The sequence below is a fragment of the Streptomyces sp. NPDC048644 genome (assembly GCF_043199105.1).
In the GTDB taxonomy this organism is placed as follows: Bacteria; Actinomycetota; Actinomycetes; order Streptomycetales; family Streptomycetaceae; genus Streptomyces.
On sequence record NZ_JBICVO010000008.1, the window covers coordinates 281,722 to 307,872 of the forward strand.

A 26,151-nucleotide genomic window follows, 5' to 3' on the forward strand; every position below is an offset into this window, starting at 1 on the left:
GGCGGCCGGCCGGGGGTCAGCGGTACGAGGCCCTGGTGCGGATGCGGGAGACGGCGAGCAGGACGAGGAGGGTGGCGGCCATCAGGACGACGGCGAGCGCGGCGCCCGCGAAGAGGGAGCCCCGGTCGGTGGTGGCGAAGATCTGCACCGGCAGCGGCATCCAGTCGGGCGGGTAAATCATCATCGTGGCGCTCAACTCGCCCATGGACAGGGCGAAGCAGAGCCCGGCGGCTGCGGTCAGGGACGGCAGCAGCAGCGGCAGTTTCACCCGCCACAGGACGTAGCCGGGGCGCGCGCCGAGCCCGGCCGCGCTCTGTTCGTACGCCGGGTCGAGACGGGCGAGCGCGGCGCTGACGGACTGGTGGGCGAAGGCGGTGACCAGCACCGTGTGCGCGATGATCACGATCTGCCGGGTGCCGTTGAGCAGCAGCGGCGGCTGCGAGAAGGCGACCAGCAGGGAAAGACCGACGGCGACGGACGGCACGGCGACGGGCAGCAGGAACAGGCCGTCGACGATCCTGCGGACGCGGCGCGGCAGCCGCTCGGCCGCCAGCGCCGCCCAGGTACCGGCCGTCAGCGCGATGACGCTCGCGGCCAGTGCCGTCGACACGCTCGTCACCAGGGCGTCCAGGGAGCCGCCGTGCGCCATGTCCCGGTAGTGCGCCAGGGTCGCGCCGGAGGGGAGGGCTCCGCTCCAGCCGGTGGCGAAGGACGCGGCCACGATCACCAGCAGGGGCAGCGCGAAGAGCGGCAGGAAGAGCGCGAAGAAGACGGTCCACACCGCCCATCGGGCAGCTCGGCTATGCACGAGCACGGCGGACACCTCCCGCGGCGGTACGGGCCGCCACGCACCGGTAGAGCGCGTACAGCGCGACGGACAGGGCGATGTTGACGACGGCGACGACGCAGGCCCCGGTGTAGTCGCCGTCGAGGATGGCCTTGGTGTAGACGAGGACCGGCAGGGTCACGACGTCCTTGGCGCCGGTGAAGAGCACGATGCCGAACTCGTTCAGGCACATCACCAGCACCAGCGCGCCGCCCGCCGCGAGCGAGGGCAGCGCCTCGGGCAGGATCACCTGCCGCACGATCCGCCAGGGCCGGGCGCCGAGGGACGAGGCGGCCTCCAGCTGACCGGTCTCCACCTGGGCGAAGGCGGCCAGCAGCGGGCGCATCACGAAGGGCGTGAAGTAGGTGACCTCGGCGAGCAGGACGCCCCAGGGCGTGTGCAGGAAGTCGAAGGGGCCGCTCGCCGCGCCGGTCGCCTGGACCCACACGCCGTTGGCGACGCCGACGGTGCCGTAGAGGAAGAGCAGCGCGAGGGTGATGAGGAAGGAGGGGAAGGCGAGGAAGACGTCGATGAAGCGGCCGAGCGCCCGGCCGCCGGGGAACGGCACGAAGGCGATGACCAGCGCGAGGACGCAGCCCAGCACGAGGGCGCCGGCGGTGGCGCCGACGGCGATCAGCACGGTGTCGGCCAGCGCGGCGCGGAACGACGCCTGGGCGAGCACCGCCGCGTAGGGGGCGGTGGAGTGGCCGCCGTCCTCGGGGCTGAAGGACTGCCACACCACCAGGGCGAGCGGATAGAGGAAGACGAGGGCCAGCGCGGCGACGGGCGGCAGCGCCCAGAGGGCGTGCGTGCGGCGGGCGGCCGGTGCCGCGCCGGGCCGTGCCGCGCTAGCCATCGGCCACGCCGCCTTCGGCGAGCCCGGCGGGGATGAGGACCGCGTCATCGGGGGCGAAGTGGAGGGCGATCCCGTCGCCCGGCGCCGGGGTTTCGCGCAGTTCGCGGACGTCGGCCATGACGCGGTGGCCTGACACCTCCGCGTACAGCCGGTGGGTGGCGCCGCGCCATTCGATGTCGGTGAGGGTGCCGCGCAGGGTGGCGCCGTCCCCCGCCGGGCTCTCGCCGATGCCGACGAGGTGCGGGCGTACGCACAGGGTGGCGGCGGCGCCATCGGCCGCGCCGCCCGTGGCGAGCGGCAGCGTCCGGCCGGCGAAGCGGACCGCGCCGTCCGCCACGGTCACCGGCAGCAGGTTCGCGGTGCCCACGAAGGAGGCGGTGAACTCGGTGCGCGGGCGGCGGTAGAGGTCCTGGGGCGTGCCGCAGTCGCGCAGCCTGGCCCGGTCCATCACGGCGATCCGGTCGGCGAGGGTCAGCGCCTCCACCTGGTCGTGGGTGACGTAGAGGATGGAGACGTCGGGCAACTCGCGGTGCAGGCGGGCGAGTTCGGCGAGCATGCCGGAGCGCAGCCGGGTGTCGAGGGCGGACAGCGGTTCGTCCAGGAGCAGCACGCCGGGGCGGATGGCGAGCGCCCGCGCGATGGCCACCCGCTGCTGCTGCCCGCCGGACAGTTCCCTGGGGTGCCGTTCCGCGTACCCGGCCATGCCGGTCATCTCCAGCGCCTCGGTCACCCGGGGGGCGATCTCGGCACGCGGCACTTTCTGCGCCTTGAGGCCGAAGGCGACGTTCTCGGCGACCTTCATGTGCGGGAACAGGGCGTACTGCTGGACGACCATGCCGATGCCGCGGCGGTACGGCGGCAGGTCGGTGACGTCACGGCCGCCGATCAGCACCCGCCCCGACACCGGCCTGACGAACCCGGCGACCGCCCGCAGCGCGGTGGTCTTCCCGGATCCGGACGGCCCGAGCAGCGCCATCACCTCGCCCGGCTCGACGGTCAGATCGAGGCCGTCCAGGACGACGTTGCGGCCGTAGGCGACGCTCACCCCGTCGAAGCGGATGCCCGCCGGGGTGTCCGCCTGCGGTGCGGGCGGCATCTCACACCACCCCGAGCAGCGCGGGGAGTTCGGCGACCGAGCCGATGACGTGGGTGGCACCAGCCGTCTCCAGCTGCGCCGCGTCGTGCGCGCCGGTGAGGACCCCGGCGACGACGGCGGCACCCGCGCGGCACCCGGAGAGCATGTCGTACGAGGTGTCGCCCGCCACCGCGATCCGCCGCACGCTGTCGGTGGCGCCGGTGCGCAGCAGGGCGGTGAGCACCATGTCCGGGTAGGGGCGCCCGCGCCCGGCGTCGGCGGGGCAGAGGGTGAGCGATGCCAGGTCCTGCCAGCCGAGCGCGCGCAGGATCGCGTCCTGGGTGACGCGGGCGAAGCCGGTGGTCAGGACGGTGGTCAGACCGGCGGCGCGGAGGGTTTCGATGGTCTCGCGGGCGCCGGGCAGCGGGGTGATCAGGCCGCCGTCGACGAGTTCCCCGTACGCCTCCTCGAAGGCGGTGTTGGCGCGCCGTGCGCTCGCCTCGTCGCCGAAGAGGTGCCGGAAGACGGAGATCTTGGACTCGCCCATGGTGGCGCGGACGTACCGGAGCTTTTCTTCGTGGTCGGGGCTGCCGGGTTCGACGCCGAGCGCGCGGGCCGCCGTGACGAAGGCCCGCTCGACGAGGCCGCCGTCGGCGACGGTGGTGCCGGCCATGTCGAGCACGACGAGTTCGGTGTCGCGGGGGTCGTGCGGGGTGTGCGGTGCGGTCATCGGTGTCACCAGCCCAGGTCGTTCGCGGTGGTTTCGGCGATGGCGGGGGCGCAGGTCATGCCGCGCCCGCCGGGCCCGGTGACCAGCCAGACGCCGTCCTGCACCTGTTCGCGGTGGACGACGCGTGAGGTGTCGGTGCACTGGGCGTAGACACCGGCCCAGCGGCGCCGTACGGCGGGCAGCGGGCGGCCGAGTATCGACTCGACGACGCCGGTGAGGTGCGCGTACGGGTCCTCGACGACGTCGAAGCCGAAGGGCGTCTCGTATTCGTGGGTGTCGCCGATGGTCAGGCCGCCGTCGGCGCGCTGGACCATCAGCAGCTGCATCTTGTGCGCGGCGGCGGTCGGCGTCTGCGCCTGGGCGGCGGCCATCGCGTCCAGGGCTCCGCTCGCGTAGGCGGGGTAGTAGCGGAAGCTGTCGGCGTCGGCGACGGAGGTGGTCAGCGGCTCGCCGAGCGGATCGGTCTGCAGCATCTGGAGCCGTACCCGGCGCACCGGCAGGCCGGGTGCCAGCTCGCGGACCAGGCCGCCGAGCCAGGCGCCGGTGCACAGGACGACGCTGTCGCCGTGGTGGACATCGCCGTGGTCGTCTCGCACCGCGCGCCCGCCGAGCACCTCGCGGACCTCGCGGCCACCGAGGTAGCGGTACCGTCCGGACGCCAACAGCGTGTCTTTCAGGGCGCGTTGGGCGACGCGGGGTTCGACGGCGGCGTCCCGCTCGCACCACAGGGCGCCGGCGAAGTCGCCGCGCAGCGCGGGGTTGAGCGCGCGGGCCTCATCGGCGTCCAGCAGCCGGTAGCCGCGGGCCGCGGCGTCCGGGCGGCGGGTGGCGGCCTCGGCGACGGCCCGCTCCGCGGCGTTCTTGACGATGCTCAGCGATCCGATGGCGCGGAAGCCGATGCCGGGGACGCGGGCGCCGATGCCCTCCCACAGCTCGCGGGCGCGCAGCGCGGTCGCCAGCTCCTCGCCGCCGGCCCGTCCGCTGACCCAGATCTGCCCGAAGTTACGGACCGAGGCGCCGCGGGCCTCGGCCTCCCGCTCGATGTGCAGGACCTCGTGGCCCCGCTCGACTGCGTGCCAGGCGTGCAGGGTTCCCAGCACGCCGGCTCCGACAACTATGACTCGCATGCCGCAGACGCTCGCGGCGCCGGGTGACCCGCCGCGGTCGGCCGGGCGACGCGACGGTGAACACGGCTTCAAGTTTGGCCTAGACCCGTTATCTTTCCGTGACCCGATTTCCGGACGAAAGGCGCCGTCCGGCCGGCGGTCAGGGCCGGGCCGGCGTCCCCAGATGCGTGGTGAAGGAGAACCGGTCGCCGCGGTAGAGCGAGCGCACCCGCTCCAGCGGGCGGCCCCTGGTGTCCCGCGACAGCCGGTGGATCAGCAGCATCGGCAGGGCGCCTGGCGTGCCGATGAGCAGCGCCTCGCGCGGGGTGGCCAGCACCGTCTCCAGCCGCTCGTCGGCGTCGCCGAAGCCGATGCCGAGCCGCTCGTGGAGGTAGGCGTAGAAGGACGAGTCGGGATCGAAGGCGGTGTCGAGATCCGGCACCCGCGCCACCGCTACGTAGGTGCTCTCCAGGCCCACCCGTTCGTCGTCGGCGAGCAGCACCCGCTCCATGTGCCACACGGGATCACCGGCCGCCGCCCCCAGGTCGGCGGCGAGCGCGGGCGGGCACGGGAAGCGGTCGAGGCCGACGAGGTGCCGGCCGGGGCGCCGCCCCTGGTCACGGACGCCTTCGGTGTAGCTGGCCAGGGACAGCGGCTGCGCCAGCTTGGGCCCGGCGACGACGGTGCCGCGGCCCATCCGGCGCAGCCGCCCCTCCAGGACCAGTTCGCGCAGCGCCTGGCGCAGCGTCTCGCGCGAGACGTCGAACCGCTGCGCCAGGTCGCGCTCGGGCGGCAGCGGCTCGCCCTCGTCCGCATCGGCGAGCAGCGCGGCGATGCCGACCTTGGCCGCGTAGTACTTCGGGATGCGTCCGTGCTCGGGGATGCCGGACCGGATGGGTGCGCCAGGTTCCTGGCCGTACGGGAACTCCACGGCGTGATCCTCGCACCCCGCACGGCCCGGCTCAGCGGCGCAGGCGCCTGGCCCCCGCCTTCAGCAGGCCGCCGCTCATCAGCAGGGCAGCGGCGGCGGCGCCGAGCCCGAACATCGGGACCTGCCCGGTGGCCGCCAACTGCGGTGCGGCGCCCGGCACTTGGAACCATCCGTCCGCGCGGGCGGGGCCGGTCAGCGGAGATACGGGCGCGTCGGCGCGGGCGGGCGCCACCGGGAACGAGGGGTCGTACGGGATCGTGGGACCGGCGTCGGAGTAGACGGTGAAGGCGTAGTCGCCGGACGGCTTCGCCCCGGCGCCGCCGCCTTCGGACCTGCGGTCAGTGGTGACACCCGCGGCGACCCGGTCGCGCGGGGTGTCCCTGGCGAACCGCATCCGTACCGGCACGGCCGTGGCGCCGTGCGCCGGAACGGTCAGGCCGTGACCGGCCCGACTCCCGCCGCCCGCACCGCCGTTCGGCCCGGTGCCGCCCTTGCCGAGCACGCCGATCTGCTCGTGCCTGTCGGTGGGCGCGAAGGGCACAGGCAGCCAGTCGCCGGTCGTCTGATCCCGGAACTCCAGCCGGATCATGTCCGGTTGCAGGCCGTGGCGCTCCGCGGCCAGCACCACGGCCGGGTGCACGTCCGTACAGGCCGCGTCGGCGGTGTTGCGGAGTTCCAGTTGCCAGCCGCGCCAGCCGTCGCCCGCCGCGTACTCCCCCGGGGCGCCGCCGGCCCGCGCGGTGAGCGGGGCGCCGCCGCTTTCCTGCCGGCCGCATCCGGCCTGGCCCCCCGGTCCGTCCCGGCCCTCCGCCGCGGCCCGGCGGTACGGCGTCACCGGGGCAGGTCCCGACGGGACGGCGTACGCGTCCGCCGCGGCCGACAGACCGTCCGGCAGCGCGACGCCGAGCGCGGCGGACAGCAGCCCCCCGGTGAGCAGCGCCCGCGCCGCCCGCCGCCCGGTGCGGCGGCATGCGCCGTGCCGCGGGGCGGACCGCAGGGCGGGCAGGGTTTGGCGGACGCGCCCTAAACGGGTGTCGCGTCCCTCGCGCCCCCTGACGCCTCTTCCTTGCCGGCCTGCGCTGGGCGTGGCCGCGCCGGACGGGTGCCTGCCGGACGGGTGCATGGCGGTCCTCCGCTGCTGAGTCGCTCGGGTCGTCAGGCGGTGCGTCGCCGCGGTGCCCCCTGCCCGCCGCGCACGGCCTGGCCAGACCCTGCCACGGGCACCGGCGGCGCCCGGGAGACCCGCATGCCGTGCACCCGTCCGGCGGCCGAATGCCGCCTTATCAGATGATTTTCGCGCCGGGGTGGTTGGTCATCTCCCTGCGGCCGGGCCGCGTTCGGGGCGGGCCGAACAGCGGCCCGAGCACCAACTGCGCCGCCCCGTCCGCCACCGCCCGCGCGCCCCCGGCGGCCGTCGCCACCGGCACCGGACCGCCGGTCCTGCCGCGGGCCGCGGCCTGCGCCGCCAACTCGCCCGCCACACCGGCCACGAAGACATCCGGCCACTCCCACACCGTGCGCCCGCCCAGCAACACCCGCTCCACGTCGAGCAGTTCCACGAGGTTGGCGGCGCCCACCCCCAGCACCCGTGCCGCGCCCGGCAGATCGCCGCGCGCCACCGCCGCCAGGCACAGCGCCTCCACACAGCCGCGCCGCCCGCAGCCGCAGAGCGGCCCGTCCCACTGCACGACCTGGTGCCCGAACTCGCCCGCGCCGGTGTGCGGCCCGCGGTAGAGACCGCCGTCCAGCACCAGCCCCGCGCCGAGCCCCGTCCCCAGATGCAGATAGGCGAACGACCCGGCACCGCCGTCCGCCGCGCCCCCCGCCAGGCCGAGCGCCGCCGCGTTGGTGTCCTTGTCGACGACGACGGGCAGGCCGAGACGCTCCGCGAGGGCGTCCCGCAGCGGGAATCCGTCCCAGTGCGGGGCCCCGGTCACCCGGTGCAGCACACCGGACGCGTGGTCGAGCGGCCCGGGGCAGGCCACGCCGACGCCGAGCACCTGCGGGGCGACGGCCTGCGCCCGCACCGCGGCGACCTCTTCCGCCACCCGCTCCAGCACCGCCCCGGGGCCCGCGCCGAAGGCGAGCGGGGCGCGGCGCACGGCGACCGGGGTGCCCGCGAGGTCGGCGAGTACGGCGGTGCTCTCGTCGCGGTCCAGGTGCAGCCCGACGGCGTGCCGGGCGCCGGGGACGAGACGCAGGACCGTACGGGGTTTGCCGCCGGTGGAGGCGCGACGGCCCGCGTCGGCCGCGAGTCCTCCGGCCCGCAGCCGTGCGGTGATCTTGCTGACCGCCTGCGGGGTCAGACCGCTCCGCTCGGCCAGTTCCAGCCGGCTGACCCCGTCCGCGCCCGCCGCCCGCAGCAGGCCGAGCAGCAGGGCGGTGTTGTGCCCGCGCAGGGCCGGCAGATTGAAGCCCGAGGGGGCGGGAAGGGCGCCTTCGGTGCCGTGCGGGCCGGGATCGTTGCTGGTCACCCCTCCATTGTCGGCACGTGTTGCACTTTGGCAACAGCGTTGCTTAAGTGGTTCCATGAGCGACTCCACCGGCACCCCCGACTCCCCGCTCCGCGTCGGCCTGATCGGTTACGGCCTGGCGGGCTCGGTCTTCCACGCCCCGCTGATCGCCACGGCCGACGACCTGGTCGTCGACACCGTCTCGACCCGCAGCCCGCAACGGCAGGCGCAGGCCCGCGCCGAGCACCCCGGGGTCCGCACCGTCGACACCCCCGAAGCCGTCATCGACCGCGCCGACGCGCTCGACCTGATCGTGCTGGCCTCGCCCAACAAGACCCATGTGCCGCTCGCCACGGCCGCGTTGGAGGCCGGCCTGCCGGTCGTCGTCGACAAGCCGCTGGCCGCGACGGCCGCCGAGGCCGGACAGCTCGCCGCGCTCGCCGAATCCCGCGGGCTGCTGCTCTCCGTCTTCCAGAACCGCCGCTGGGACAACGACTTCCGCACCGTGCGCAAGCTGCTGGACGAGGGCGCGTTCGGCGAGGTGCTGCGCTTCGAATCGCGCTTCGAGCGGTGGCGGCCCCAGCCCAAGGGCGGCTGGCGCGAGTCGGGCGACCCGGCGGAGGTCGGCGGCCTGCTGTACGACCTCGGCAGCCACCTCGTCGACCAGGCGCTGACCCTCTTCGGTCCGGCCGCGTCCGTCTACGCCGAGTCCGACGTACGGCGCCCCGGCGCGGAAGCCGACGACGACACCTTCATCGCCGTCACCCACGCCTCGGGCGTCCGCTCCCACCTGTGGATGAGCGCCACCACCGCCCAACTCGGGCCGCGCTTCCGGGTATTGGGCAGCAGGGCCGGCTATGTGAAGCACGGGCTGGACCCGCAGGAGGCCGCCCTGCGCGAGGGCTTGCGGCCCACCACGGACGGCACGGCGTGGGGCGTGGAACCGGAGTCCTCCTGGGGAAGGCTCGGGGCGGGCACGTCCCCGCGCGACGGTGGCGGCGAGGTCGTGCCGACGCTGCCGGGCGACTACCCCGCCTACTACGCGGCCGTCGCACGGGCGCTGCGCGAGGGCGGCCTGCCGCCGGTCACGGCGACCGAAGCGGCGGCGGCGCTGCGGGTCCTGGAGGCCGCCAAACTGTCCGCCGCCGAGGGCCGCACGGTCACGATCACGGCACCCGCGTGAGCGCGGTCGCGGTCTCCTGACATGCTCCAGGGCTTCGACCACACCATGGCGGTCGAAGCCCTGGATCACTGTCCGGCCGGCTGTTCCCCCGTCCGGCCTCGGGTGCCGTCAGCTGGAACGGCGGTTCCTCACCAGCAGGACCAGTGCAAGCCCTGCGAGCAGCGCGCCACCGGACGCGCCGATGATCCACGGGTTGCTGAGCGCACCACTGGCGGCCAGCTCACCGTCGTCATGGCCGTGTCCGCCACCGTGGCCGCCGCCATGTCCGCCGCCGTGCCCGTGACCGCCGTCACCGCCGCCGTGCCCCCAGCCGCCGGAGCTGTGCCCCGGCCACGGGTCGTCGGTCGGCTTGCCGGTGGGGTGTCCCGACGGGTGCCCGGTGGGGTGTCCCGACGGATGCCAGGTGGGATGTCCCGACGGATGCCAGGTCGGGTGCCAGGTCGGGTGCCCGGTGGGCCAGGTCGGGTGAGAGGTCGGCTCGGTCGGCCGTGACGTCGGCTCGGTCGGCCGTGACGTCGGCTCGGTGGGACGCGAGGTTGGCTCCGTGGGACGCGAGGTCGGCTCGGTGGGACGCGAAGTCGGCTCGGTCGGTGTGGCCGTCGGCTCCGTCGGAGTCGCGGTCGGCTCCGTGGGAGTCGCGGTCGGCTCGGTCGGCGTCGCGGTCGGCTCCGTCGGGGTCGCCGTGGGCTCGGTCGGCGTCGCGGTCGGCTCCGTGGGTGTCTCCGTCGGCTCCGTCGGGGCGACCGTCGGCTCCGTGGGGGTGGCCGTGGGTTCCGTCGGGCTGGTGGTGGGCTCCGGGCCGCAGTCCGGGAGGTCGCCCGTGAAGGGGTAGCTGTGGATCTCCGTGCCCGCGGTGCCGATGTGGTCCAGGGAACCGGCGGTGAAGAAGCGGCCGTTCATGCCCGGCATGCTCACCGACGTACGGCTGGCCTGCGGGCCGACGAGCACGGCGCCCTGGAACTGGGCGCTGCCCTTGAAGGTCACCGTGTTCGCGTCAGGGAAGTTCCACAGCAGCCGCTCGCGGATGCCGGCCGGCTGGAGGTCGTGCCCGATGTACGAGCTGATGGTGCGGCTGTCGCCGAGCATGTTGACCAGGACGGTCGCGCCGTCCGGGATGTTCTCGAAGGCGATGCCCTGGTCGCCGCCGTTCGCCGAAGCGATGTCGAAGTCGACGTTGAAGACCTGGAGCTGGGAGGTGCCGTCACCGCGGAACAGCGTCTGGTAGCCCTGGTTGACGGCGGTGCCGGTGGCCGGCCTGGAGGCGCCGTTCTCGTACGCGTAGCAGCTGCTGGAATCGGTCAGCTGCTGCCGCAGCCCGCGGTAGGGCTCGGCGGCGGCCGGGTCGTGAACGGGGGCGGGGATGACCGTGCCGCTCAGCGCCCCGGCGTACTTGACCACACCCGACGTGCTGCCCTCCTCGGCGAGCAGCCGCTGGCCCGCGGCGACGGTGAGGTCGCCGCCGACGGTGAGGAAGTCGGAGCCGTTGGGCGGCGGCACCCGCGAACCGACGCCGACCACACCGACGTTGTAGACGCTCGACCCGCCGGTCTTGTTCACGGAGAAGTTGCCGAGCGTGACGATCTTGCCTTCGGCCTCGGCCGCCGAGCCGCCGACGCGGTAGTCGCCGCCGACGTAGATATTGATGTTCTCGTCGCGGCCGGCGATCGGGCCGTTGTTCGGATCGTTGTAGGAGCCGGGGCACGCGCTGCCCAGACAGGGGCCGAGCCCGCCGGGGAGTGGCTCGGCGAACACCACGGCGGCACCCAGTCCGAGCAGCGCGGCGAGCGCCGTACCGATCAGTGCGGCCAGCACCGCCCTAAACCATTTTGTCCTCTTTCTTGGCATGTCTGGCACTATGCGGATGCCGTCCGTGCGCAGGGCAGACCGCTGGGGCGCGTCGCCCGAAAACGACCGGCAGATGGCCCCGGCCGGGGCCATCTGCCGTAGTGCCGGATACTCCGGATGCCCGGGAGCGCGGTCAGGCGTCCTTGAGCGGCTGGCGCTGCCTGCCCAGGCCGTCGATCTCCAGCTCGACCACGTCACCGGCCCGCAGGTACGGCTTGGGCTCCGGCTGCCCCATGGCCACCCCCGCCGGCGTGCCGGTGTTGATGACGTCGCCGGGGTACAGGGTCATGAAGTGGCTGACGTAGCGGACCACTTCGGCCACCGGGAAGATCTGCTCGGCGGTGGTGCCGTCCTGCTTCAGCTCGCCGTTGACCCACAGCCGGACGCCGAGCGCCTGCGGGTCGGGGACCTCGTCCGCGGTGACCAGCCAGGGGCCGAGCGGGTTGAAGGTCTCGCAGTTCTTGCCCTTGTCCCACTGGCCGCCGCGCTCGATCTGGAACGCGCGCTCGGAGACGTCGTGCGCCACCGCGTAGCCGGCGACGGCGGCCAGCGCCTGCGCGTCCGTCTCCAGATAGCGGGCGGTACGGCCGATGACGACCGCCAGCTCCACCTCCCAGTCGGTCTTCTCGCTGCCCCGGGGCACCAGCACCGTGTCGTCGGGGCCGACGACGGTGTCCGGGGCCTTCATGAAGAGGATCGGCTCCTCGGGGGCCTTCGCCCCGGTCTCCCGGGCGTGATCGTGGTAGTTCAGCCCGATGCACACGATCTTGCCGATCCCGGCGACCGGCGGTCCGGTGCGCAGCCCCGCCGCCTCGATCGCGGGCAGTGCGCCCGACGCCTCCGCGGCACGGATCCGTGCCAGCGCCTCATCGTCGCGGAGCAGTGCGCCGTCGATGTCCCGCACCAGGCCCGACAGGTCCCGCAGGACCCCCGAAGCGTCGAGCAGCGCCGGGCGTTCGGCCCCTGCCGTTCCGACACGCAGCAGCTTCATCGGTACAACTCCCGTGGTCGAAGGGTCGGCCCTGGAAGGGACTTCCGGGCCGGGCGATGGGGGACGGCCATCGAGCAATTCGGCTGATCGTCCAAGAACTCGGTGCAGTCTGCAAGACGGCGTTCACGGACCGGACCGTTACCGCGGGGTGGTGGCGGGCCGCACCGTGCCGCCGGGGGCTACCGGCGCCGCTCCGGCGCGGGTGCGGTCGCGGTGCAGCAGAGCCCGTTCGCACGCCGTCCAGGTCGTGGTCGTGACCAGGTACAGGCCGGCGGCGAGCGGCACCACCGCCACCGTGATCAGCGTGCCGAACGACAGCAGCGGCATCAGCTTCGCCACCCCCGCCATGCCGGGCAGCGCGGCGCCCCCGGCGTCCGGCCGCGGAGCGCCGGCCACCGCGGCACGCGCCCGCCGGAAGTTCCAGGTGGCGACGGCGGCGATCAGGGCGAACAGGCCGAGGTAGACCAGCCCCTGCGGGCCGAAGACCCCGCCGTCGCCGAGCGCCTGCCGCCAACTGCCGCCGAGCGGCGCACCCAACAGGGTGTGGTCGAGCAGGCTGCCGCCACCGGTCGAGAACAGGTGGTACATCACGAAGAAGACCGGCATCTGAAGCAGCGTCGGCAGGCAGCCGGCCAGCGGCGAGGCGCCGGTCTCGGCGTACAGCGCGGCGGTCGCCTTCTGCAGGCGTTCGGGGTTGCCCTTGTGCTTGCGCTGGAGGGCGGCGAGTTGCGGGGCGAGCGCGCTGCGCGCCTTCTCGCCACGGGCCGCGGCGCGGGCGAGCGGGTGCAGCGCGGCGCGTACCGCGAGGGTGAACAGGACGATGGCGACGGCCGTGGCCGAAGCACCGAAGAGCGGGTCGATCGCCTGGGCGCCGTGCTCCAGGAGATCGCCGAGAAAACCGAATACGGACATGGGTGGGAGCCCTCCACGGGTCTCGTCGTGCCGGAATGCGGAATCGGCGTGACGGACCGCGCGGGGCGCGGGGCATGCGGGTCTCGGGGTACGAGAACAGAAAGCGGAATGCCTGCCTGAGCGCCTACGCGGCCGTCGGGAGGGGACGGCCGGGTGCTCGGGGGCGGGGGCGGCCCGCCGCGTCGGGGTCGCGTTGCGGCAGGAAGGCGGTGCGCCGCTCGCGGTCGCGGATCGCGGTACGGACCCGGCCGGGTGGCATCGGGCGGGCGCAGGCGGCGATCAGGAAGGCGCTGCACAGCAGCAGCACCGCGGCGGTGGTGGCGGCAGCGGTCAGCCCGGACGTCAGCCCCGGCTCGGTCAGCAGCAGGCCGGCGACGAGGAAGAGCAGCGCGGAGAGGGAGAGCCGCCAGGCATCGGCGATGCGGTCCATCGGGCGCCTCCTGTGGCCGTTGCCGCGCCGTGCGGCGTTCGGTGCCCTGCGGCCGTGCGGCGGCAGGAACGTATCTGCTCCGCCCCAGGGTAGCCATACGTCAGGGCGGCAGGACACCGGTGGGTGACTTCCGCGCCTCCCCGCCCGCGTCTGGTGGCGGGCCGGGAGGCACCGTACGGCGGTGGCTCCGGGCGTCGGCCGGTCAGGCCGCCGGCGCCGGTCCCGGCGTCTCCTCGCGCGCGAACTCCTCGTCGAGCGCCAGCACTTCGGCGTCCGGACGCGGGTCGGCCCGGTGCGGCCCGAGCCAGGTGAAGGCCAGGGCGACCGCCAGGTTCACCGCGAGCCCGATGAGTCCGGCGTTGATGCCCCACAGGGGGTCGTGGCCGCCGAAGACCAGCACGCAGACGACGGCGACGCCGGCCGTCAGCCCGCCGACCGCCCCGTACAGCGTCAACCGCCGCCATATCAGCCCCAGCAGCAGCATCGGCACCAGTTGTGCCATGCCCTCGTACGAGATGAGGGACAGCCGGACGAGGGTGTTCGGGGCGGTGTAGGTGAGCAGCAGCGCGAGCGTTCCCGCGGCGACCACGACCACCTGCGACCACAGCTTCTGGCGCCGGTCGGCCGACCGGCCGCCCGGGGCGGCCCCGCGGTTGAGCCGGGGGATGGCGCCGAGCACGCTCCTCCCCCACATCGTGCCGATGACCAGCATGAACACGGCCATCGGCACGATCGACGACAGTGCCGCCGCCACCCCGATCACCCCGACCGCCCAGGCCGGGAGGGAGTCCACGACCAGTTGGAAGAGCGCGAGGTCGGAGTCCGTGCCGGTCAGCCCGGGGACCACGAACAGCGCGGCCATGCCCAGCAGCATCGGCACGAACAGCAGCACGTTGTAGGCCGGCAGGTAGACGGCGTTGCGGCGCAGGGTGTCGGCGCTGCGGGCGCCGAGATAGCCGGCCACGGTCGTCGGAAAGATCACCACGGTCAGCGAGTTGACGAGGGTGGTGCTGATGAACCAGCTCTGGCCGAGGCCGCCGGACTCGTGCCCGGGGAAGGTCAGCCACTGCGGCTTCTCGGTGACGATCCGGTCCAGGAAGTGCCCGTAGCCGCCGAAGTAGTGCAGCGGCACGTAGATCACGAGGAAGGCGAGGGTGACGATGACGAGGACGTCCTTGAGCACCGACACCCAGGCACTGCCGCGCAGCCCGCTGACGACGACGAACACGGTGGTCACCGCGAAGCCCAGGAAACAGGCCCAGTTGAGGCTGATCGCGCCGTAGGAGATCGTCGAGACGACCACGCCCATGCCGGTGATCTGCAGCTGGATGTAGGGCAGCAGGCAGACGGTGGCCAGCAGGGCGACGGCGGTGCCGAGCCAGGGCCTGCCGTAGCGGTGGGCGATGATGTCGGTGATGCCGACCAGTTGGTGGCGGCGCGCGTAGGACCACAGCATCGGGCCGACGACGTAGCCGAGCGCGTAGCCGCAGGACATGTAGGCGATGACGTAGAGGACCGGGGCGCCGAACTTGTAGCCCCAGCCGGCCGCGCCGAGGTAGCTGAAGCTCGTATAGCTCTCGCCCGCCATCAGCACCCAGATGAACGCGGTGCCCAGGCTGCGACCGCCCACCGACCACTCGGCGAGCCCGGTGTCCCGCCGCCCCTTGCGCCGGCCGCGCACCGCGAACAGGCCGAGGACGACGGTCAGCACCATGAAGGCGCCGAAGACCGAGGTGGAGACGGCGGCCTTCACGAGCGCCGCCTTCGCAGGTCACCGCGGTACGCCAGGCCCACAGCGAGCGGCGTCAGCAGCGTCGCGAGCAGCATCCAGAAGATCAGGAAGGGCAGCCCGGACACGAGGGGGGTCAGCCGGTTCACGAGCGGCAGCACCCCCAGGAACAGGACGTAGGGCAGCAGCAGCCACAGCAGCGCGGGGCGCTTGCGGGAGGCCGGGGGCCGGCCGCCGGGGGTCTGGTTTCGCACGGGGCGAGAGCCTAACGGCCCGGGGCGGGCGGCAGTCCCGGCACCCGTGGCCCGGCCGCCCTCACCGGGGGCTCGCCGACCGCAGCTCGGCCCAGACCACCAGCCGGTAGGTGGAGGTGAATTCGGGTGTGCAGGTCGTCAGCGTCAGGTAGGAGCCCGGTTCCGTGAAGCCGTACGAGGGGTGCACGGAGCTGTGCGGCACGGCGGCGATGACGGCGGTGTCGAAGGGGGAGGTCCGCGGCAGGACGCTGCGGACGACGTAGCGGTAGCGGGCCCGCGCGGTGTCGATGCCGACGGTGTCGCCCGGCCGCAGCCGGTCGAGGCGGCGGAACGGCTCGCCGTGCGTGTTGCGGTGCCCGGCCAGCGCGACATTGCCCGCGCCGCCGGGCTGCGCGGTGTGCGGATAGTGCCCGACGTAGCCGTTGTTGAGGACCGCGGCCCTGCCGATCCCCTCGGCGACCGGCGCGCGCAGGCCGATGCGCGGGATGCGCAGCACGGCGTATCCGCGGCCGGGACGGGGCGGACCTGCGGCCGGGCGGGCGGCGGGTCCGGGCGGCGCGGTGGCGGGCGGATCCGCGCCGGACGTCTGCGGGGCGTCGGCCGTGGCGCCGTCCCCTGGCCCGGCCCCCGGCGTCGCCCCGCGCGCCCACCGGCTCTCCAACTGCGCGACGCGGTCCTGCGCGGCGTGCTGCGCCTGGCGGTTGGTCCACCACAGCTGGTGGACGAGGAGCAGCAGCAGGACCGCGCCGAGCGTCACCGCCAGCTCGCCGCAGCCCCACAGGGCCCGCGCCACCGGCGTGCGCCGACCCCGCGCTCCGACCGCTCTTCGCTCCCGCACGCGGGCACCGTAGGCCCTGCGGCCACAGGTCGCCAGAGTGCGGGCGCGGCCGGGTCAGCCGCCGAACGCCCGCGAGACGGCGTAGATGCACAGCCCGGCCAGCGCGCCGACGACCGTGCCGTTGATCCGGATGAACTGGAGGTCGCGGCCGATGTGCGCCTCGATCTTCTTCGATGTGTGCTCGGCGTCCCAGGAGGCGACGGTCTCGGTGATCAGGGAGGTGATCTCGCCCTGGTACGTCGTCACGACGTAGACCACGGCGCCCTCCAGCCAGCCGTCGACCTTGTCCTGGAGCCGCTCGTCGTGGGAGAGGCGCTGCCCGAGCGAGAGCAGCGCGGCCCGTACCCGCAGCCGCAGTTCGCTGCGCTCGTCCTCGGCCGCCGCCACGATCATGGCGCGCACCGCGCCCCACGCGGAGGCGATCAGGTCCTGCACCTCGCCGCGGCCCAGCACCTCCGACTTGAGGCGCTCGACGCGGTCCCTGGTCTCCGCGTCGTGCTGGAGGTCGTCGGCGAAGTCCGTCAGGAAGCGGTCCAGCGCGCCGCGCGCCGGGTGTTCGGGCATGTCGCGCATCTCGGTGACGAACCGCAGCAGCTCCTTGTAGACCCGGTCGCCCACCTTGCGGTCGACGAAACGCGGGGTCCATCCGGGCGCGCCGCCTGAGACCGCCGTCATGACGGAATCGCCGTGCTCGACCAGCCAGTCGTGGGCGCGGGCGCACACCAGGTCCACCACCCGCCGGTGGCCGCCGTCCGCGACGATCTTCTCCAGCATCCCGCCGATGCCGGGCGCGACCTCCTGCGCGTCGGCCCGCCGGGTGATCGCCTCGCCCACCACCGCCTGCACGTCGGAGTCGCGCAGGACGGTGAGCGCGCCGCGCAGGGCGGTGGACAGTTCGGCGGTGACCCGGTCGGCGTTGTGCGGATCGGCCAGCCAGCCGCCGAGCCTGCGGCCGATGCCGACGGAGCGCAGCCGGCGGCGTACGACCTCGCCGGAGAGGAAGTTCTCGCCGACGAAGTCACCCAGACTCTGCCCCAGTTGATCCTTTTTGGTGGGGATGATGGCGGTGTGCGGGATGGGCAGGCCCAGCGGACGCTTGAACAGCGCCGTGACCGCGAACCAGTCGGCCAGCGCGCCGACCATCCCGGCCTCGGCCGCCGCCGCGACGAACCCCGTCCAGCCGCCCGCCCCGGCCGAGCCCGCCCACTTCGCCAGCACGTAGACCAGCGCGACCCCCAACAGCAGGCCGGTGGCCAGCGTCTTCATCCGCCGTACGGCGCGGCGCTTCTCCTCGTCAGCGGCGCTGTAGCCGAAGCCGCCGGCCGGTGCCACGTCCGGCTGCGGCGCCGCGTCCGTCTGCGTGCGTTCCATCCACTCCACCCGTCCGCCTAGGGTCTTTCGTCCCGCTCGTGGGGCCGTGCCCGCCGCCGCCCGTCCGGGTGGCGTCGTCGTACGCCCCAACTGTGACCTACACACGGAACGAACCACGAGTTCCCCGCGTCCCGTCATGGGGGCCGGTCAGGGCGCCGGGCCGGCCCCGGGTTCCCCGTGGGACCATGGGGGACCGATCGGACCGCAACGGTGCCGCTGATCGCCGGACGAGCGAGACCTCCGCCTTTCGCCCGCACGAAGGCGCGGTGGGCTCCCGCATCCGGCCGCCCTGCCCGCCCGGAGCCTGCCGCTCCGCCGTCCCAGGAGATCCGTCCCGCATGAACAAAAGTGTGGGCTACGCCCTGCTCGCCGGTCTGGCGGCGGTGGTGGTGCTCGTCTCGACCGCCATTTTCGTCGGCTTCGGCGGCAACGGCGGCCTGGGCACCACCGGGAACCCGCCGCGCGACCCGGCGGCACCCGCAGCGGCCGGCCAGTGGGTCGGCACCTGGTCGGCGGCAGCGGCGGCGGCGGAGCCCGGCACCCTGGACGGCTACGCCGGGATGTCGATCCGCAACGTCGTGCACACCAGCGTCGGCGGCTCCAGCGCCCGCATCCAGCTGTCGAACCTCTACGGCACCCGCCCGCTGCCGGTCAGCCACGCCTCGCTGGCGCTCGCCGCGACCACCGGCAACCCCACCGCCGCGACCGGCAGCATGCGCAGGCTCTCCTTCGGCGGCCGGCAGGCGGTGACCATCCCGGCGGGCGGCGCGGTCACCAGCGACCCGGTCAGGCTGACCGTGCCGCACGACACCGACCTGCTGGTCACCACCTACTCGCCGTCCCCGTCGGGCCCCGCCACCTACCACCCGTACGCCCGCCAGACGTCCTACCTGGCACGCGGCGACCGTACGGAGGACGACACCGGCGCCGCCTACACCGAGCAGAGCCCCTACTGGCGCTACCTGACCGGCGTGGACGTCTGGAGCCGGGAGGCGCACGGCTCCGTGGTGGCCATCGGCGACTCGATCACCGACGGCATCACCTCCACGGCCGGCGCCAACCACCGCTGGACCGACTTCCTCGCCGAGCGGCTGCGCAACGAACCGGACGCCCCCCGCCTCGGCGTGCTCAACCAGGGCATCAGCGGCAACCGCCTGCTGGTCAACGGCAGCCGCTTCTCGCCGAACAACGGCCCCAGCGTGCTGTCCCGGCTGGAGCGCGACGCGCTCTCCCGCACGGGTGTGAAGGCGGTGGTCGTCGAGATCGGCCTGAACGACCTGTTCAAGTCACCGCGGCAGCTCGACCCGGAGAAGATCGTCGGGGGCATGCGGGAGATCGTCAACGAGGCGCACGCCCGCGGACTGCGGGTCACCGGCGGCACGCTCAGCCCGTTCGGCGGCCACCGCGGCTACTCACCGAAGCTGAACGAGGTACGCGAACAGGTCAACAAGATCATCAGGTCCGGCACCGTCTTCGACGAGGTCGTGGACTTCGACAAGGCACTCCGCGACCCGGCCCACCCCCTGCGCCTGCGGCCCTCCTACGACTCCGGCGACCACCTCCACCCGAGCGACCAGGGCTACCGCGCGATGGCCGACGCACTCGACCTCGACCACCTCAGGCGCCCGGCGCCCGCCTCGCTCTGACGCCGGGCAGGCGACTCCGGACGGCGCGACGAAAGCCCCGTCGGGACTCCGGAGTTGGAGACCCGACGGGGCTTTACACCGCACGCGACCTGCCTCAGGCGCGGAACTCCCCGGCCTTGACACCCGCGACGAAGGACGTGAAAGCGGTGGCCGGGACGCTCAGCGCGGGGCCGTGCGGGGCCTTGGAGTCACGGACGGGGACCACGCCGCGTGAGGCGACGAGGTTGGCGGCAACCTCGATGCAGTTACCACCGTTGGAGCTGTAGGAGGACTTGAACCAGCGGGGGGATTCGGTCGTCACAGGGTGCCCTTTCGCAACTGCTCGATCATGGCCACGGATTCCGCCTGGGACAGCGATTCGGCCTGCAATTGATGGTAGGACGACAGCGAGGACAGCACGAACGTGGCCTCGCGGTCCAAGTGCCCCTGGGCTTGGGACTCCGCGTACGCAATCATGGAGCGGTCTGCCAACGTCAGCAGGTTGATCGGCAGATTGAAGGAGCGCCGCTCGCCTATGACGTAAGGGGCGATCTGGAGCATCGAGTTCGGCAACTCAGCGAACTCCACGAGGCGCTGGAACTGCTCATCCATGACCTCGTCGCCACCGATCGGGCGACGGATGCAGCTTTCATCCATCACCACAAGCATCGTGGGCGGCCTGGGACGCACCAGCCTCGCCTGCCGCTCCGCCAGAACCGTGACGCGTTCACCGGCCTGTTCCGGTGTGATGGTGCCCCGGCGTACATCGCCTTCCGCCAAGGCCGCTGCGTAGGCGGGCGTCTGAAGCAGTCCGGGCATGATCCCGATCTCGAACAACCGGATCTCCGTCGCCCGCGCCTCGTGCGTGACGTACTCCGGAAACCCCTCCAGCAAGCTCCCGTTTCTGATCTCCCCCCACGCGCGCTCGAACGACTCCGAGGTCCCCGTGAGACCCAAGGCCGCGTCAAGACTGCGCGAAAAACGTAGTGTTGGCGGCTTGCAGCCGGTTTCCACCGCCGAGATGTGCCTGCCGGAGTAACCGACGAGTTCGGCAAGGTCGTCCTGCTTCCACCCACGCGCTTCGCGGGCGCTGCGCACGCGCGCACCGAAGGCGGCTCGCGGGCTCGCGTCAGGGTTTAACTCTTTGATGTTCACCAAAGCGCCCTCCGTCTCCAGAACGTTGAAGAGGGCTCGAGCCTAGGCCGCCCCAGACCCCCTTGGTAGCGGAATGACTACGGAGGGGAGTGGCTGCGGCGGCGTGGAAGGGCGCCGAGCCCGAACACGTACGGCACGCGGCGCGCCCAGCGCCTCACCGTCCGGCCGCGGGCGGGGCGGCCACGCCCGCCGGACGCCCGCCCGCGTACAGCCGGGCGATGACGTCCTCGATGTCCGGCTCACGGATCGAGAGATCCACCAGCGGATAGCGCGCGGCGACCGCCGCGACCAGCGGCGCCGCGCTCTGCCCCGCGGGGAACGCCAGCCACTGCCGCGGCCCCGCCACCTTGACCGTGCGGGCCCCCGGCACCCCGTCGATCGGCGGCAGCTCCCGCTCCAGGTCGACCACCAGCGTCCGCTCCCCCTCGCCTGCCGCCCGCAGCCCGCCGAGCCGCCCGTCGTACACCAGCCGCCCGTGGTCGATGACCATCACCCGGCGGCACAGCTGCTCGATGTCGGTCAGGTCGTGGGTGGTCAGCAGGACGGTGGTGCCGCGCTCCGCGTTCACCTCGCGCAGGAAGTCCCGCACCTTCGCCTTGCTGATCACGTCGAGCCCGATCGTCGGCTCGTCGAGATAGAGCACCTCGGGGTCGTGCAGCAGTGCCGCCGCGATGTCCCCGCGCATCCGCTGCCCCAACGACAGCTGCCGCACCGGCACATCGAGCAGCGGCCCCAGGTCCAGCAGCTCCACGCAGCGCTCGTGGTTCGCGCGAAAGGCGGCGTCCGGGACGCGGTACATCCGGCGCACCAGCTCGTACGAGTCCTTCAGCGGCAGGTCCCACCACAGGGTGGTGCGCTGCCCGAACACCACACCGATCCGGCGGGCGAGGCGGGTGCGCTCGCGCGCCGGATCGAGCCCCGCCACCCGCAGCCGGCCGCCGCTGGGCATCAGGATGCCCGTCAGCATCTTGATCGTCGTCGACTTGCCCGCGCCGTTCGGCCCGATGTAGCCGACCATCTCGCCGCGCGGCACGGTGAACGTCAGCCCCTCCACCGCCCGCACCTCCTGCCGCACCCGCCGCAGCCGCCCCGCCTTGCGGCGCACCGAGAAGACCTTCTCGACGTCCGCCACCTCGATCATCACGTCCCCTGCGGCACCACTCACCGCTCCTCCTCCGCTCGTCTCCCGCACCCCCACGCCCCCTCAGCTCCCCGTACTCCGGTACGCCCGCACCCCGTGCCGCCAGGCAAGACCCGCCACCCCGCACAGCGCCAGGGCCACCACGGGCCCCAGGAAGTCCACCCACCCCGGCAGCCCCAACGGGTCGTCACGGCCCAGCAGCCACAGCGCCGGCAGCCAGTTCACGAACGCCAGCGGCACGATGAACGTCACCCCGCGCACCAGGTCCTTGCCGAACACCGTCGGCGGGAACTGCAGCAGGGCGTTGCCGCCGTACGTGAACGAGTTCTGCACCTGGGCGGCGTCCTGCGCCCAGAACTGGAACGCGGCACCCAGCGTGAAGACCGCCCCGAAAATGACCGCGCCGCACACCACCGTCAACGGCACCATCAGCACCCGGCCCGCCGTCCAGTCCACCTCCAGGCGGCCCAGCGACCATCCGAGCACCAGCAGCGCCTGGGTGATCTTGCCCAGCCTGCGCAGCGCGAAGCGGTCGGCGGCGAGCTGCGCGAAGACCGGCACCGGGCGCAGCAGCAAGACGTCCAGGGTGCCGTCCCTGATCCGGCTGCCGAGCCGGTCCATGCTGCCCAGCAGCAGATCGGCCAGGCCGAGCGAGGTGCTGGCCGTGCCGTAGAGGAAGGCGACCTCGGCCAGCGAGAAGCCGCCGAGCGCGTCGATGTGGGAGAACATCATCAGGATCGCGACGAAGTCCAGGGAACTGGCCGCGAAGTTGCCGACCACCGTCATCACGAACGACGCACGGTAGGTGAGCGTCGAGCGCACCCACATCCACACGATCAGCCCGTAGACCCGCAGCCCCTGCACCGCCACGGCGCCCCGCCCGCCACCGCGCCCGGGAGCGCCGGCCGCCACGGTCGTCCCCGCGGCCCGTACCCGTCCGGCGTCAGCCACCTTGCACCACCACCTTCCTGGTGGCCGCCGACTGCATCAGCCGCCCCAGCACCAGCAGCACCACCGCCCAGCCCGCCTGGAACACCAGCCCCCGCACCACCGCACCCCCGGTCCGCGCGCCGATCAGCACATCGGCCGGCACCTGGAGCAGCGCCGCCCACGGCAGCAACTGCGCGACCTGGCCGATCCCGTCCGGGAAGATCCGCAGCGGCAGCACCATCCCGGAGAAGAACATCGACGCCAGCCCGCTGATCACCGCCAGGCCCGCCCCGTCCAGCAGCCAGAACGACGCCACCGCGACGAGATAGCGCACCGCGAAACTCACCACCACGGCCAGCACGGACGACACCAGGAACAGCCCCCACGTCCACCCGTCCCCCGGCAGCGCCAGATCGAAGAAGCAGGCACCCACCGCCATCGGCACCACCCCGCGGCCGATCAGCTGGAACCCCGCCCGCCCCAGGTCCGCCGCCAGCCACCACAGCTGAAGATCGGCCGGCCGGTGCAGGTCCACCGCGATGTCCCCGCTGCGGATCCGCTCCTCGAGTTCGGCGATCCCGCCGCCGGTCATCATCGCGGTGGCCGCCAGCAGCGCCTGCCCCGTCCAGGCGAACGTCAGCGACTGCGCCTGGTCATAGCCGCCCAGGTGAGGCCGCTCGTGCCACAGCGCGATGTACGAGTAGGCGACGATGAAACCGAAGACGGTGTTGGTGAACACCCCGGCTGCGGTGGCCACGCGGTACGTCGCGTACCGCCGGAAGCCGCCGGCCGCCACGGCCGTGTACAGCATCAGCGCGCTCCCCTTCGTGCTCGGTACCGCTGCCACCTGAGCGGCGGACCCGACGCCCGGCGGACGGATACGACGCCGGCCGGCGGATGGCGGCAAAGCACCGGAGCGTACTGCGGTAACCGGAGCGGCCACCATCGATTTATCACCCGAAGGGGTGCGCGAGGGGCCCCGTCCGGCCGGAAGCGGAGCGGTCCAGGGCGCACGCCGCCCCTCGCGGCAGGAGCAGATGAGGCGACAGAACGTCCCGGGGCGGGTAAGCCTTGACAGGACGTCACGCGCATCCCCCGACGGCACCGATCCACCGCAGCGCCATCCCCGGCGGCGGCAGAGGAGTCCCACCAGATGAGCGAAGAGCCGCAGCACGGACCGGAACACGACGGTCCCCCGCAGCAGGGCCCGCGGCCCGGCCCCACGGCCGCCTGGGCCGAGCGCCCGCCACGCCGCCCGCGGCGCACCGGCCGGCGCCGCTTCCTCCCCACCTGGCGCCAGCTCCTCGGCACGCTGCTGCTGATCCTGCTGGTCGTCGGCGGCGGCCTGATCGCCGGCTACCTCCTCGTCGACATCCCGCCCGCCAACAGCGCGGCCAAGGCCCAGAGCAACGTCTACCTCTACTCCGACGGCACGGAACTGGCCCGCGACGGCGACGTCAACCGCGAGAACGTCCCGCTCAGCCAGATCCCCAGGACCGTCCAGCGGTCCGTGCTCGCCGCCGAGGACCGCGACTTCTACTCCGAATCGGCCGTCGACCCCGGCGCGATGATCCGGGCCGCCTGGAACACCGTCACCGGCAAGGGCAAACAGTCCGGCTCGACCATCACCCAGCAGTACGTCAAGAACTACTACCTCGGCCAGGAACAGACCGTCACCCGCAAGGCCAAGGAGTTCTTCATCTCCATCAAGCTGGACCGCGAGGCGAGCAAGGAAGAGATCCTGGAGGGCTACCTCAACACCAGCTACTACGGCCGCAACGCCTACGGCATCCAGGCCGCCGCCCAGGCGTACTACGGCAAGAACTCCGACGAACTCACCACCGCCGAGGGCGCCTACCTGGCCACCCTCCTCAACTCCCCCAGCGCGTTCGACATCACCGCCCACCCCGAGAACAAGTCACGGGTCCTGGCGCGCTGGAACTACGTCCTGGACGGCATGGTGAAGAAGAAGTGGCTCAGCCGCGCCGACCGGGCCGGCATGACCTTCCCCGCACCGGACCGCGCCACGTCCCCCACCGGCCTCAGCGGCCAGCGCGGCTACGTCGTCAAAGCCGTCACCGACTACCTGACCGACCACAAGATCGTCGACGAGGACACCCTGCGCTCCGGCGGCTACCGCATCACCACCACCCTCGACAAGGACCGCCAGGAAGCCTTCACCGACGCCGTCGACACCCGGCTGATGGACCAGCTGAGCGACAGCAGGAAAGTCGACTCCTACGTCCGGGCGGGCGGCGCCTCCATCGCCCCGGAAACCGGCCGGGTCGTCGCCATGTACGGCGGCGTCGACTACGCCGAGCAGTACGTCAACGGCGCCACCCGGCGCGACTACCAGGTGGGCTCCGTCTTCAAGCCGATCGTCTTCGCCTCCGCCGTGCAGAACGGCTCCACCACCCAGGACGGCACCCGCATCACCCCCCAGACCGTCTACGACGGCACCAACAAGCGCATGACCCTCAACAACGGCACCCCCACCGGCTTCGCCCCCGCCAACGAGGACGACCGCTCCTACGGCCCGATCACCGTCACCGAGGCCATGGACAAGTCCGTCAACGCCGTCTACGCGCAGATGGGCATCGACGTCGGCCCGGCCAAGGTCAAGGACACCGCCGTCGCCCTGGGAATCCCGTCCGGCACCCCCAGCCTCGCCACCTCGCAGGGCGCCATCTCCCTGGGCACCGCCACCCCCAGCGTCCTCGACATGACGCAGGTGTACGCCACCCTCGCCAACCACGGCCAACAGCGCCCCTACACGCTCGTCGACAAGCTCACCAAGGCCGGCGCGGACGTCCCGCTCCCCGAACGCGCCAGGACCACCGCCATCGGCCGGGAAGCGGCCGACACCACCACGTCCGTCCTGCGCAGCGTCGTCGAGGGCGGCACCGCCACCGCGGCACAGGAGGCGGGCCGCCCGGCAGCAGGAAAGACCGGCACCGCGGAGGGCGACAAGGCCGCCTGGTTCGCCGGCTACACCCCCGAACTCGCCACCGTCGTCGCCGTATTGGGCCAGCACCCCAAGACCGCCGCCCAGGAACCGCTCTACGGCGCGGCCGGCCTGTCACGGGTCAACGGCGGCGGCTTCCCCGCCGAGATCTGGGCCGACTACACCGCGACCGTCCTCGACGGACAACCCGTCCGCGACTTCGACCTCCAACTGGAGCCCGGCGCCCACGAACCCGGCCCCGATGACTCCGGATTCCCGTCCGCAACCACCACACCGCAGCCGGGCGACGGGGAACCCACCACCCCGCCCACAGAACCCGGCGAACCCGGACCCACCGACACCGCACCGACCGAGCCGACCGGCGCCCCCACCGAGGACTTCCCGACCGTGGGCCCCGAGGACGACTACTAGCCAGGGCGTGCCGGGCGGCGCCAGAACGAGGCCGGGCCGCCGGCTCAGTGGCCTGACGTCGCCTTGAGCCCCACCACCGACACCAGCAGCAGACAGATGAAGAAGATCCGCGCCGCGGTGGCCGGTTCGCCGAGCACCAGCATCCCCACGACCGCGGCGCCCGCGGCACCGATACCGACCCACACGCCGTACGCCGTGCCGATCGGCAGGGACCGCGCGGCGATCGACAGCAGCAGCATGCTCGCGATGATGCCCGCGCCGGTGAACACGCTGGGCCACAACCGCGTGAACCCCTCGGTGAACTTCATCCCGATCGACCAGCCGACCTCCAGCAGACCGGCGATGATCAACAAAACCCATGCCATGACGGCACCTCCGTGAAAGACCTTCAACA

At 73.1% G+C, this 26,151-nt stretch carries 25 protein-coding genes; 3 read left to right on the top strand and 22 right to left on the bottom strand.

Annotated elements, in window-relative coordinates; translation table 11 throughout:
* Positions 1-16 precede the first annotated feature (16 nt).
* The 8 genes from ACGFNI_RS20545 to ACGFNI_RS20580 form a co-directional block, all read right to left on the bottom strand.
* Entirely contained in the window at positions 17-814 is a 798-nt protein-coding gene (locus ACGFNI_RS20545) for an ABC transporter permease (RefSeq protein ID WP_393685662.1), read from the bottom strand.
* On the bottom strand, positions 801-1,682 hold the full coding sequence (locus ACGFNI_RS20550) for a 2-aminoethylphosphonate ABC transporter permease subunit (protein ID WP_393685664.1): 882 nt from the start codon (positions 1,680-1,682) through the stop codon (positions 801-803). The genes ACGFNI_RS20545 and ACGFNI_RS20550 overlap by 14 nt, the downstream gene beginning before the upstream one ends.
* Positions 1,675-2,778, bottom strand: a complete 1,104-nt coding sequence (locus ACGFNI_RS20555) for an ABC transporter ATP-binding protein (RefSeq protein ID WP_393685666.1) — start codon at positions 2,776-2,778, stop codon at positions 1,675-1,677. The genes ACGFNI_RS20550 and ACGFNI_RS20555 overlap by 8 nt, the downstream gene beginning before the upstream one ends.
* A gap of 1 nt (position 2,779) precedes the next feature.
* On the bottom strand, positions 2,780-3,487 hold the full coding sequence (locus tag ACGFNI_RS20560; RefSeq protein WP_393685668.1) for a phosphonatase-like hydrolase: 708 nt from the start codon (positions 3,485-3,487) through the stop codon (positions 2,780-2,782).
* 5 nt (positions 3,488-3,492) lie between these two features.
* Positions 3,493-4,614, bottom strand: coding sequence for a TIGR03364 family FAD-dependent oxidoreductase (locus ACGFNI_RS20565; protein ID WP_393685669.1), 1,122 nt, complete (start codon positions 4,612-4,614; stop codon positions 3,493-3,495).
* Between the two features lie 139 nt (positions 4,615-4,753).
* Entirely contained in the window at positions 4,754-5,524 is a 771-nt protein-coding gene (locus ACGFNI_RS20570) for a GntR family transcriptional regulator (protein ID WP_393685671.1), read from the bottom strand.
* Positions 5,525-5,555: 31 nt separating this feature from the next.
* The gene (locus ACGFNI_RS20575; protein ID WP_393685673.1) at positions 5,556-6,647 is read right to left on the bottom strand and encodes a hypothetical protein; all 1,092 of its coding nucleotides are present in this window, start codon (positions 6,645-6,647) and stop codon (positions 5,556-5,558) included.
* A 160-nt stretch (positions 6,648-6,807) separates the two neighbouring features.
* Positions 6,808-8,055: an ROK family protein gene (locus ACGFNI_RS20580; protein ID WP_393685675.1), complete on the bottom strand. Its 1,248-nt coding sequence runs from the start codon at positions 8,053-8,055 to the stop codon at positions 6,808-6,810.
* On the opposite strand from ACGFNI_RS20580, the gene ACGFNI_RS20585 reads away from it, so the two are divergent.
* Positions 8,054-9,160 (top strand): Gfo/Idh/MocA family oxidoreductase, encoded by a 1,107-nt coding sequence (locus ACGFNI_RS20585; protein WP_393685676.1) that lies wholly within the window; start codon positions 8,054-8,056, stop codon positions 9,158-9,160. The two genes, ACGFNI_RS20580 and ACGFNI_RS20585, sit on opposite strands and share 2 nt — an antisense overlap.
* 108 nt (positions 9,161-9,268) lie before the next feature.
* On the opposite strand, the gene ACGFNI_RS20590 is transcribed toward ACGFNI_RS20585, so the two are convergent.
* The 8 genes from ACGFNI_RS20590 to ACGFNI_RS20625 all read right to left on the bottom strand — a co-directional run bounded on the left by ACGFNI_RS20590 (position 9,269) and on the right by ACGFNI_RS20625 (position 17,530).
* Positions 9,269-10,972 (bottom strand): choice-of-anchor A family protein, encoded by a 1,704-nt coding sequence (locus ACGFNI_RS20590; RefSeq protein WP_393685677.1) that lies wholly within the window; start codon positions 10,970-10,972, stop codon positions 9,269-9,271.
* A gap of 166 nt (positions 10,973-11,138) precedes the next feature.
* Positions 11,139-11,996 (bottom strand): fumarylacetoacetate hydrolase family protein, encoded by an 858-nt coding sequence (locus ACGFNI_RS20595; protein ID WP_393685679.1) that lies wholly within the window; start codon positions 11,994-11,996, stop codon positions 11,139-11,141.
* Between the two features lie 138 nt (positions 11,997-12,134).
* Positions 12,135-12,908, bottom strand: coding sequence for a YidC/Oxa1 family membrane protein insertase (locus tag ACGFNI_RS20600; protein WP_393685680.1), 774 nt, complete (start codon positions 12,906-12,908; stop codon positions 12,135-12,137).
* 124 nt (positions 12,909-13,032) lie between these two features.
* Positions 13,033-13,338 carry a DUF6412 domain-containing protein gene (locus tag ACGFNI_RS20605; RefSeq protein ID WP_393685682.1) on the bottom strand — a complete coding sequence of 102 codons (306 nt, stop codon included), beginning with the start codon at positions 13,336-13,338 and terminating at the stop codon, positions 13,033-13,035.
* Between the two features lie 202 nt (positions 13,339-13,540).
* A complete protein-coding gene (locus ACGFNI_RS20610; protein ID WP_393685684.1) occupies positions 13,541-15,091 on the bottom strand; it encodes a sodium:solute symporter in 1,551 nt (516 codons plus the stop codon).
* The gene (locus ACGFNI_RS20615; RefSeq protein ID WP_393685686.1) at positions 15,088-15,321 is read right to left on the bottom strand and encodes a DUF3311 domain-containing protein; all 234 of its coding nucleotides are present in this window, start codon (positions 15,319-15,321) and stop codon (positions 15,088-15,090) included. Before ACGFNI_RS20615 ends, ACGFNI_RS20610 begins: the two co-directional genes overlap by 4 nt.
* Before the next feature lie 61 nt (positions 15,322-15,382).
* Positions 15,383-16,159, bottom strand: a complete 777-nt coding sequence (locus ACGFNI_RS20620; RefSeq protein WP_393685688.1) for a class E sortase — start codon at positions 16,157-16,159, stop codon at positions 15,383-15,385.
* Positions 16,160-16,213: 54 nt separating this feature from the next.
* Positions 16,214-17,530, bottom strand: a complete 1,317-nt coding sequence (locus tag ACGFNI_RS20625) for a DUF445 domain-containing protein (RefSeq protein ID WP_393685689.1) — start codon at positions 17,528-17,530, stop codon at positions 16,214-16,216.
* A gap of 338 nt (positions 17,531-17,868) precedes the next feature.
* Between ACGFNI_RS20625 and ACGFNI_RS20630 the strand changes: the two genes are divergently transcribed.
* Entirely contained in the window at positions 17,869-19,176 is a 1,308-nt protein-coding gene (locus ACGFNI_RS20630; RefSeq protein WP_393685691.1) for an SGNH/GDSL hydrolase family protein, read from the top strand.
* Positions 19,177-19,270: 94 nt separating this feature from the next.
* On the opposite strand, the gene ACGFNI_RS20635 is transcribed toward ACGFNI_RS20630, so the two are convergent.
* The 5 genes from ACGFNI_RS20635 to ACGFNI_RS20655 form a co-directional block, all read right to left on the bottom strand.
* The gene (locus ACGFNI_RS20635; protein ID WP_393685692.1) at positions 19,271-19,477 is read right to left on the bottom strand and encodes a DUF397 domain-containing protein; all 207 of its coding nucleotides are present in this window, start codon (positions 19,475-19,477) and stop codon (positions 19,271-19,273) included.
* A complete protein-coding gene (locus ACGFNI_RS20640; RefSeq protein WP_393685694.1) occupies positions 19,474-20,310 on the bottom strand; it encodes a helix-turn-helix domain-containing protein in 837 nt (278 codons plus the stop codon). The genes ACGFNI_RS20635 and ACGFNI_RS20640 overlap by 4 nt, the downstream gene beginning before the upstream one ends.
* A 154-nt stretch (positions 20,311-20,464) precedes the next feature.
* Positions 20,465-21,451 carry an ATP-binding cassette domain-containing protein gene (locus ACGFNI_RS20645; protein ID WP_393685905.1) on the bottom strand — a complete coding sequence of 329 codons (987 nt, stop codon included), beginning with the start codon at positions 21,449-21,451 and terminating at the stop codon, positions 20,465-20,467.
* A gap of 63 nt (positions 21,452-21,514) precedes the next feature.
* Positions 21,515-22,279, bottom strand: a complete 765-nt coding sequence (locus ACGFNI_RS20650) for an ABC transporter permease (RefSeq protein WP_393685907.1) — start codon at positions 22,277-22,279, stop codon at positions 21,515-21,517.
* 115 nt (positions 22,280-22,394) lie between these two features.
* Positions 22,395-23,192, bottom strand: coding sequence for an ABC transporter permease (locus ACGFNI_RS20655; protein WP_393685696.1), 798 nt, complete (start codon positions 23,190-23,192; stop codon positions 22,395-22,397).
* A 342-nt stretch (positions 23,193-23,534) separates the two neighbouring features.
* Between ACGFNI_RS20655 and ACGFNI_RS20660 the strand changes: the two genes are divergently transcribed.
* Complete coding sequence (locus ACGFNI_RS20660; protein WP_393685698.1) at positions 23,535-25,757, top strand: transglycosylase domain-containing protein; 2,223 nt, start codon at positions 23,535-23,537, stop codon at positions 25,755-25,757.
* Positions 25,758-25,801: 44 nt separating this feature from the next.
* Here the strand turns inward: ACGFNI_RS20660 and ACGFNI_RS20665 are convergent, their stop codons facing one another.
* Positions 25,802-26,122 carry a DMT family transporter gene (locus ACGFNI_RS20665; RefSeq protein WP_393685699.1) on the bottom strand — a complete coding sequence of 107 codons (321 nt, stop codon included), beginning with the start codon at positions 26,120-26,122 and terminating at the stop codon, positions 25,802-25,804.
* Positions 26,123-26,151 lie beyond the last annotated feature (29 nt).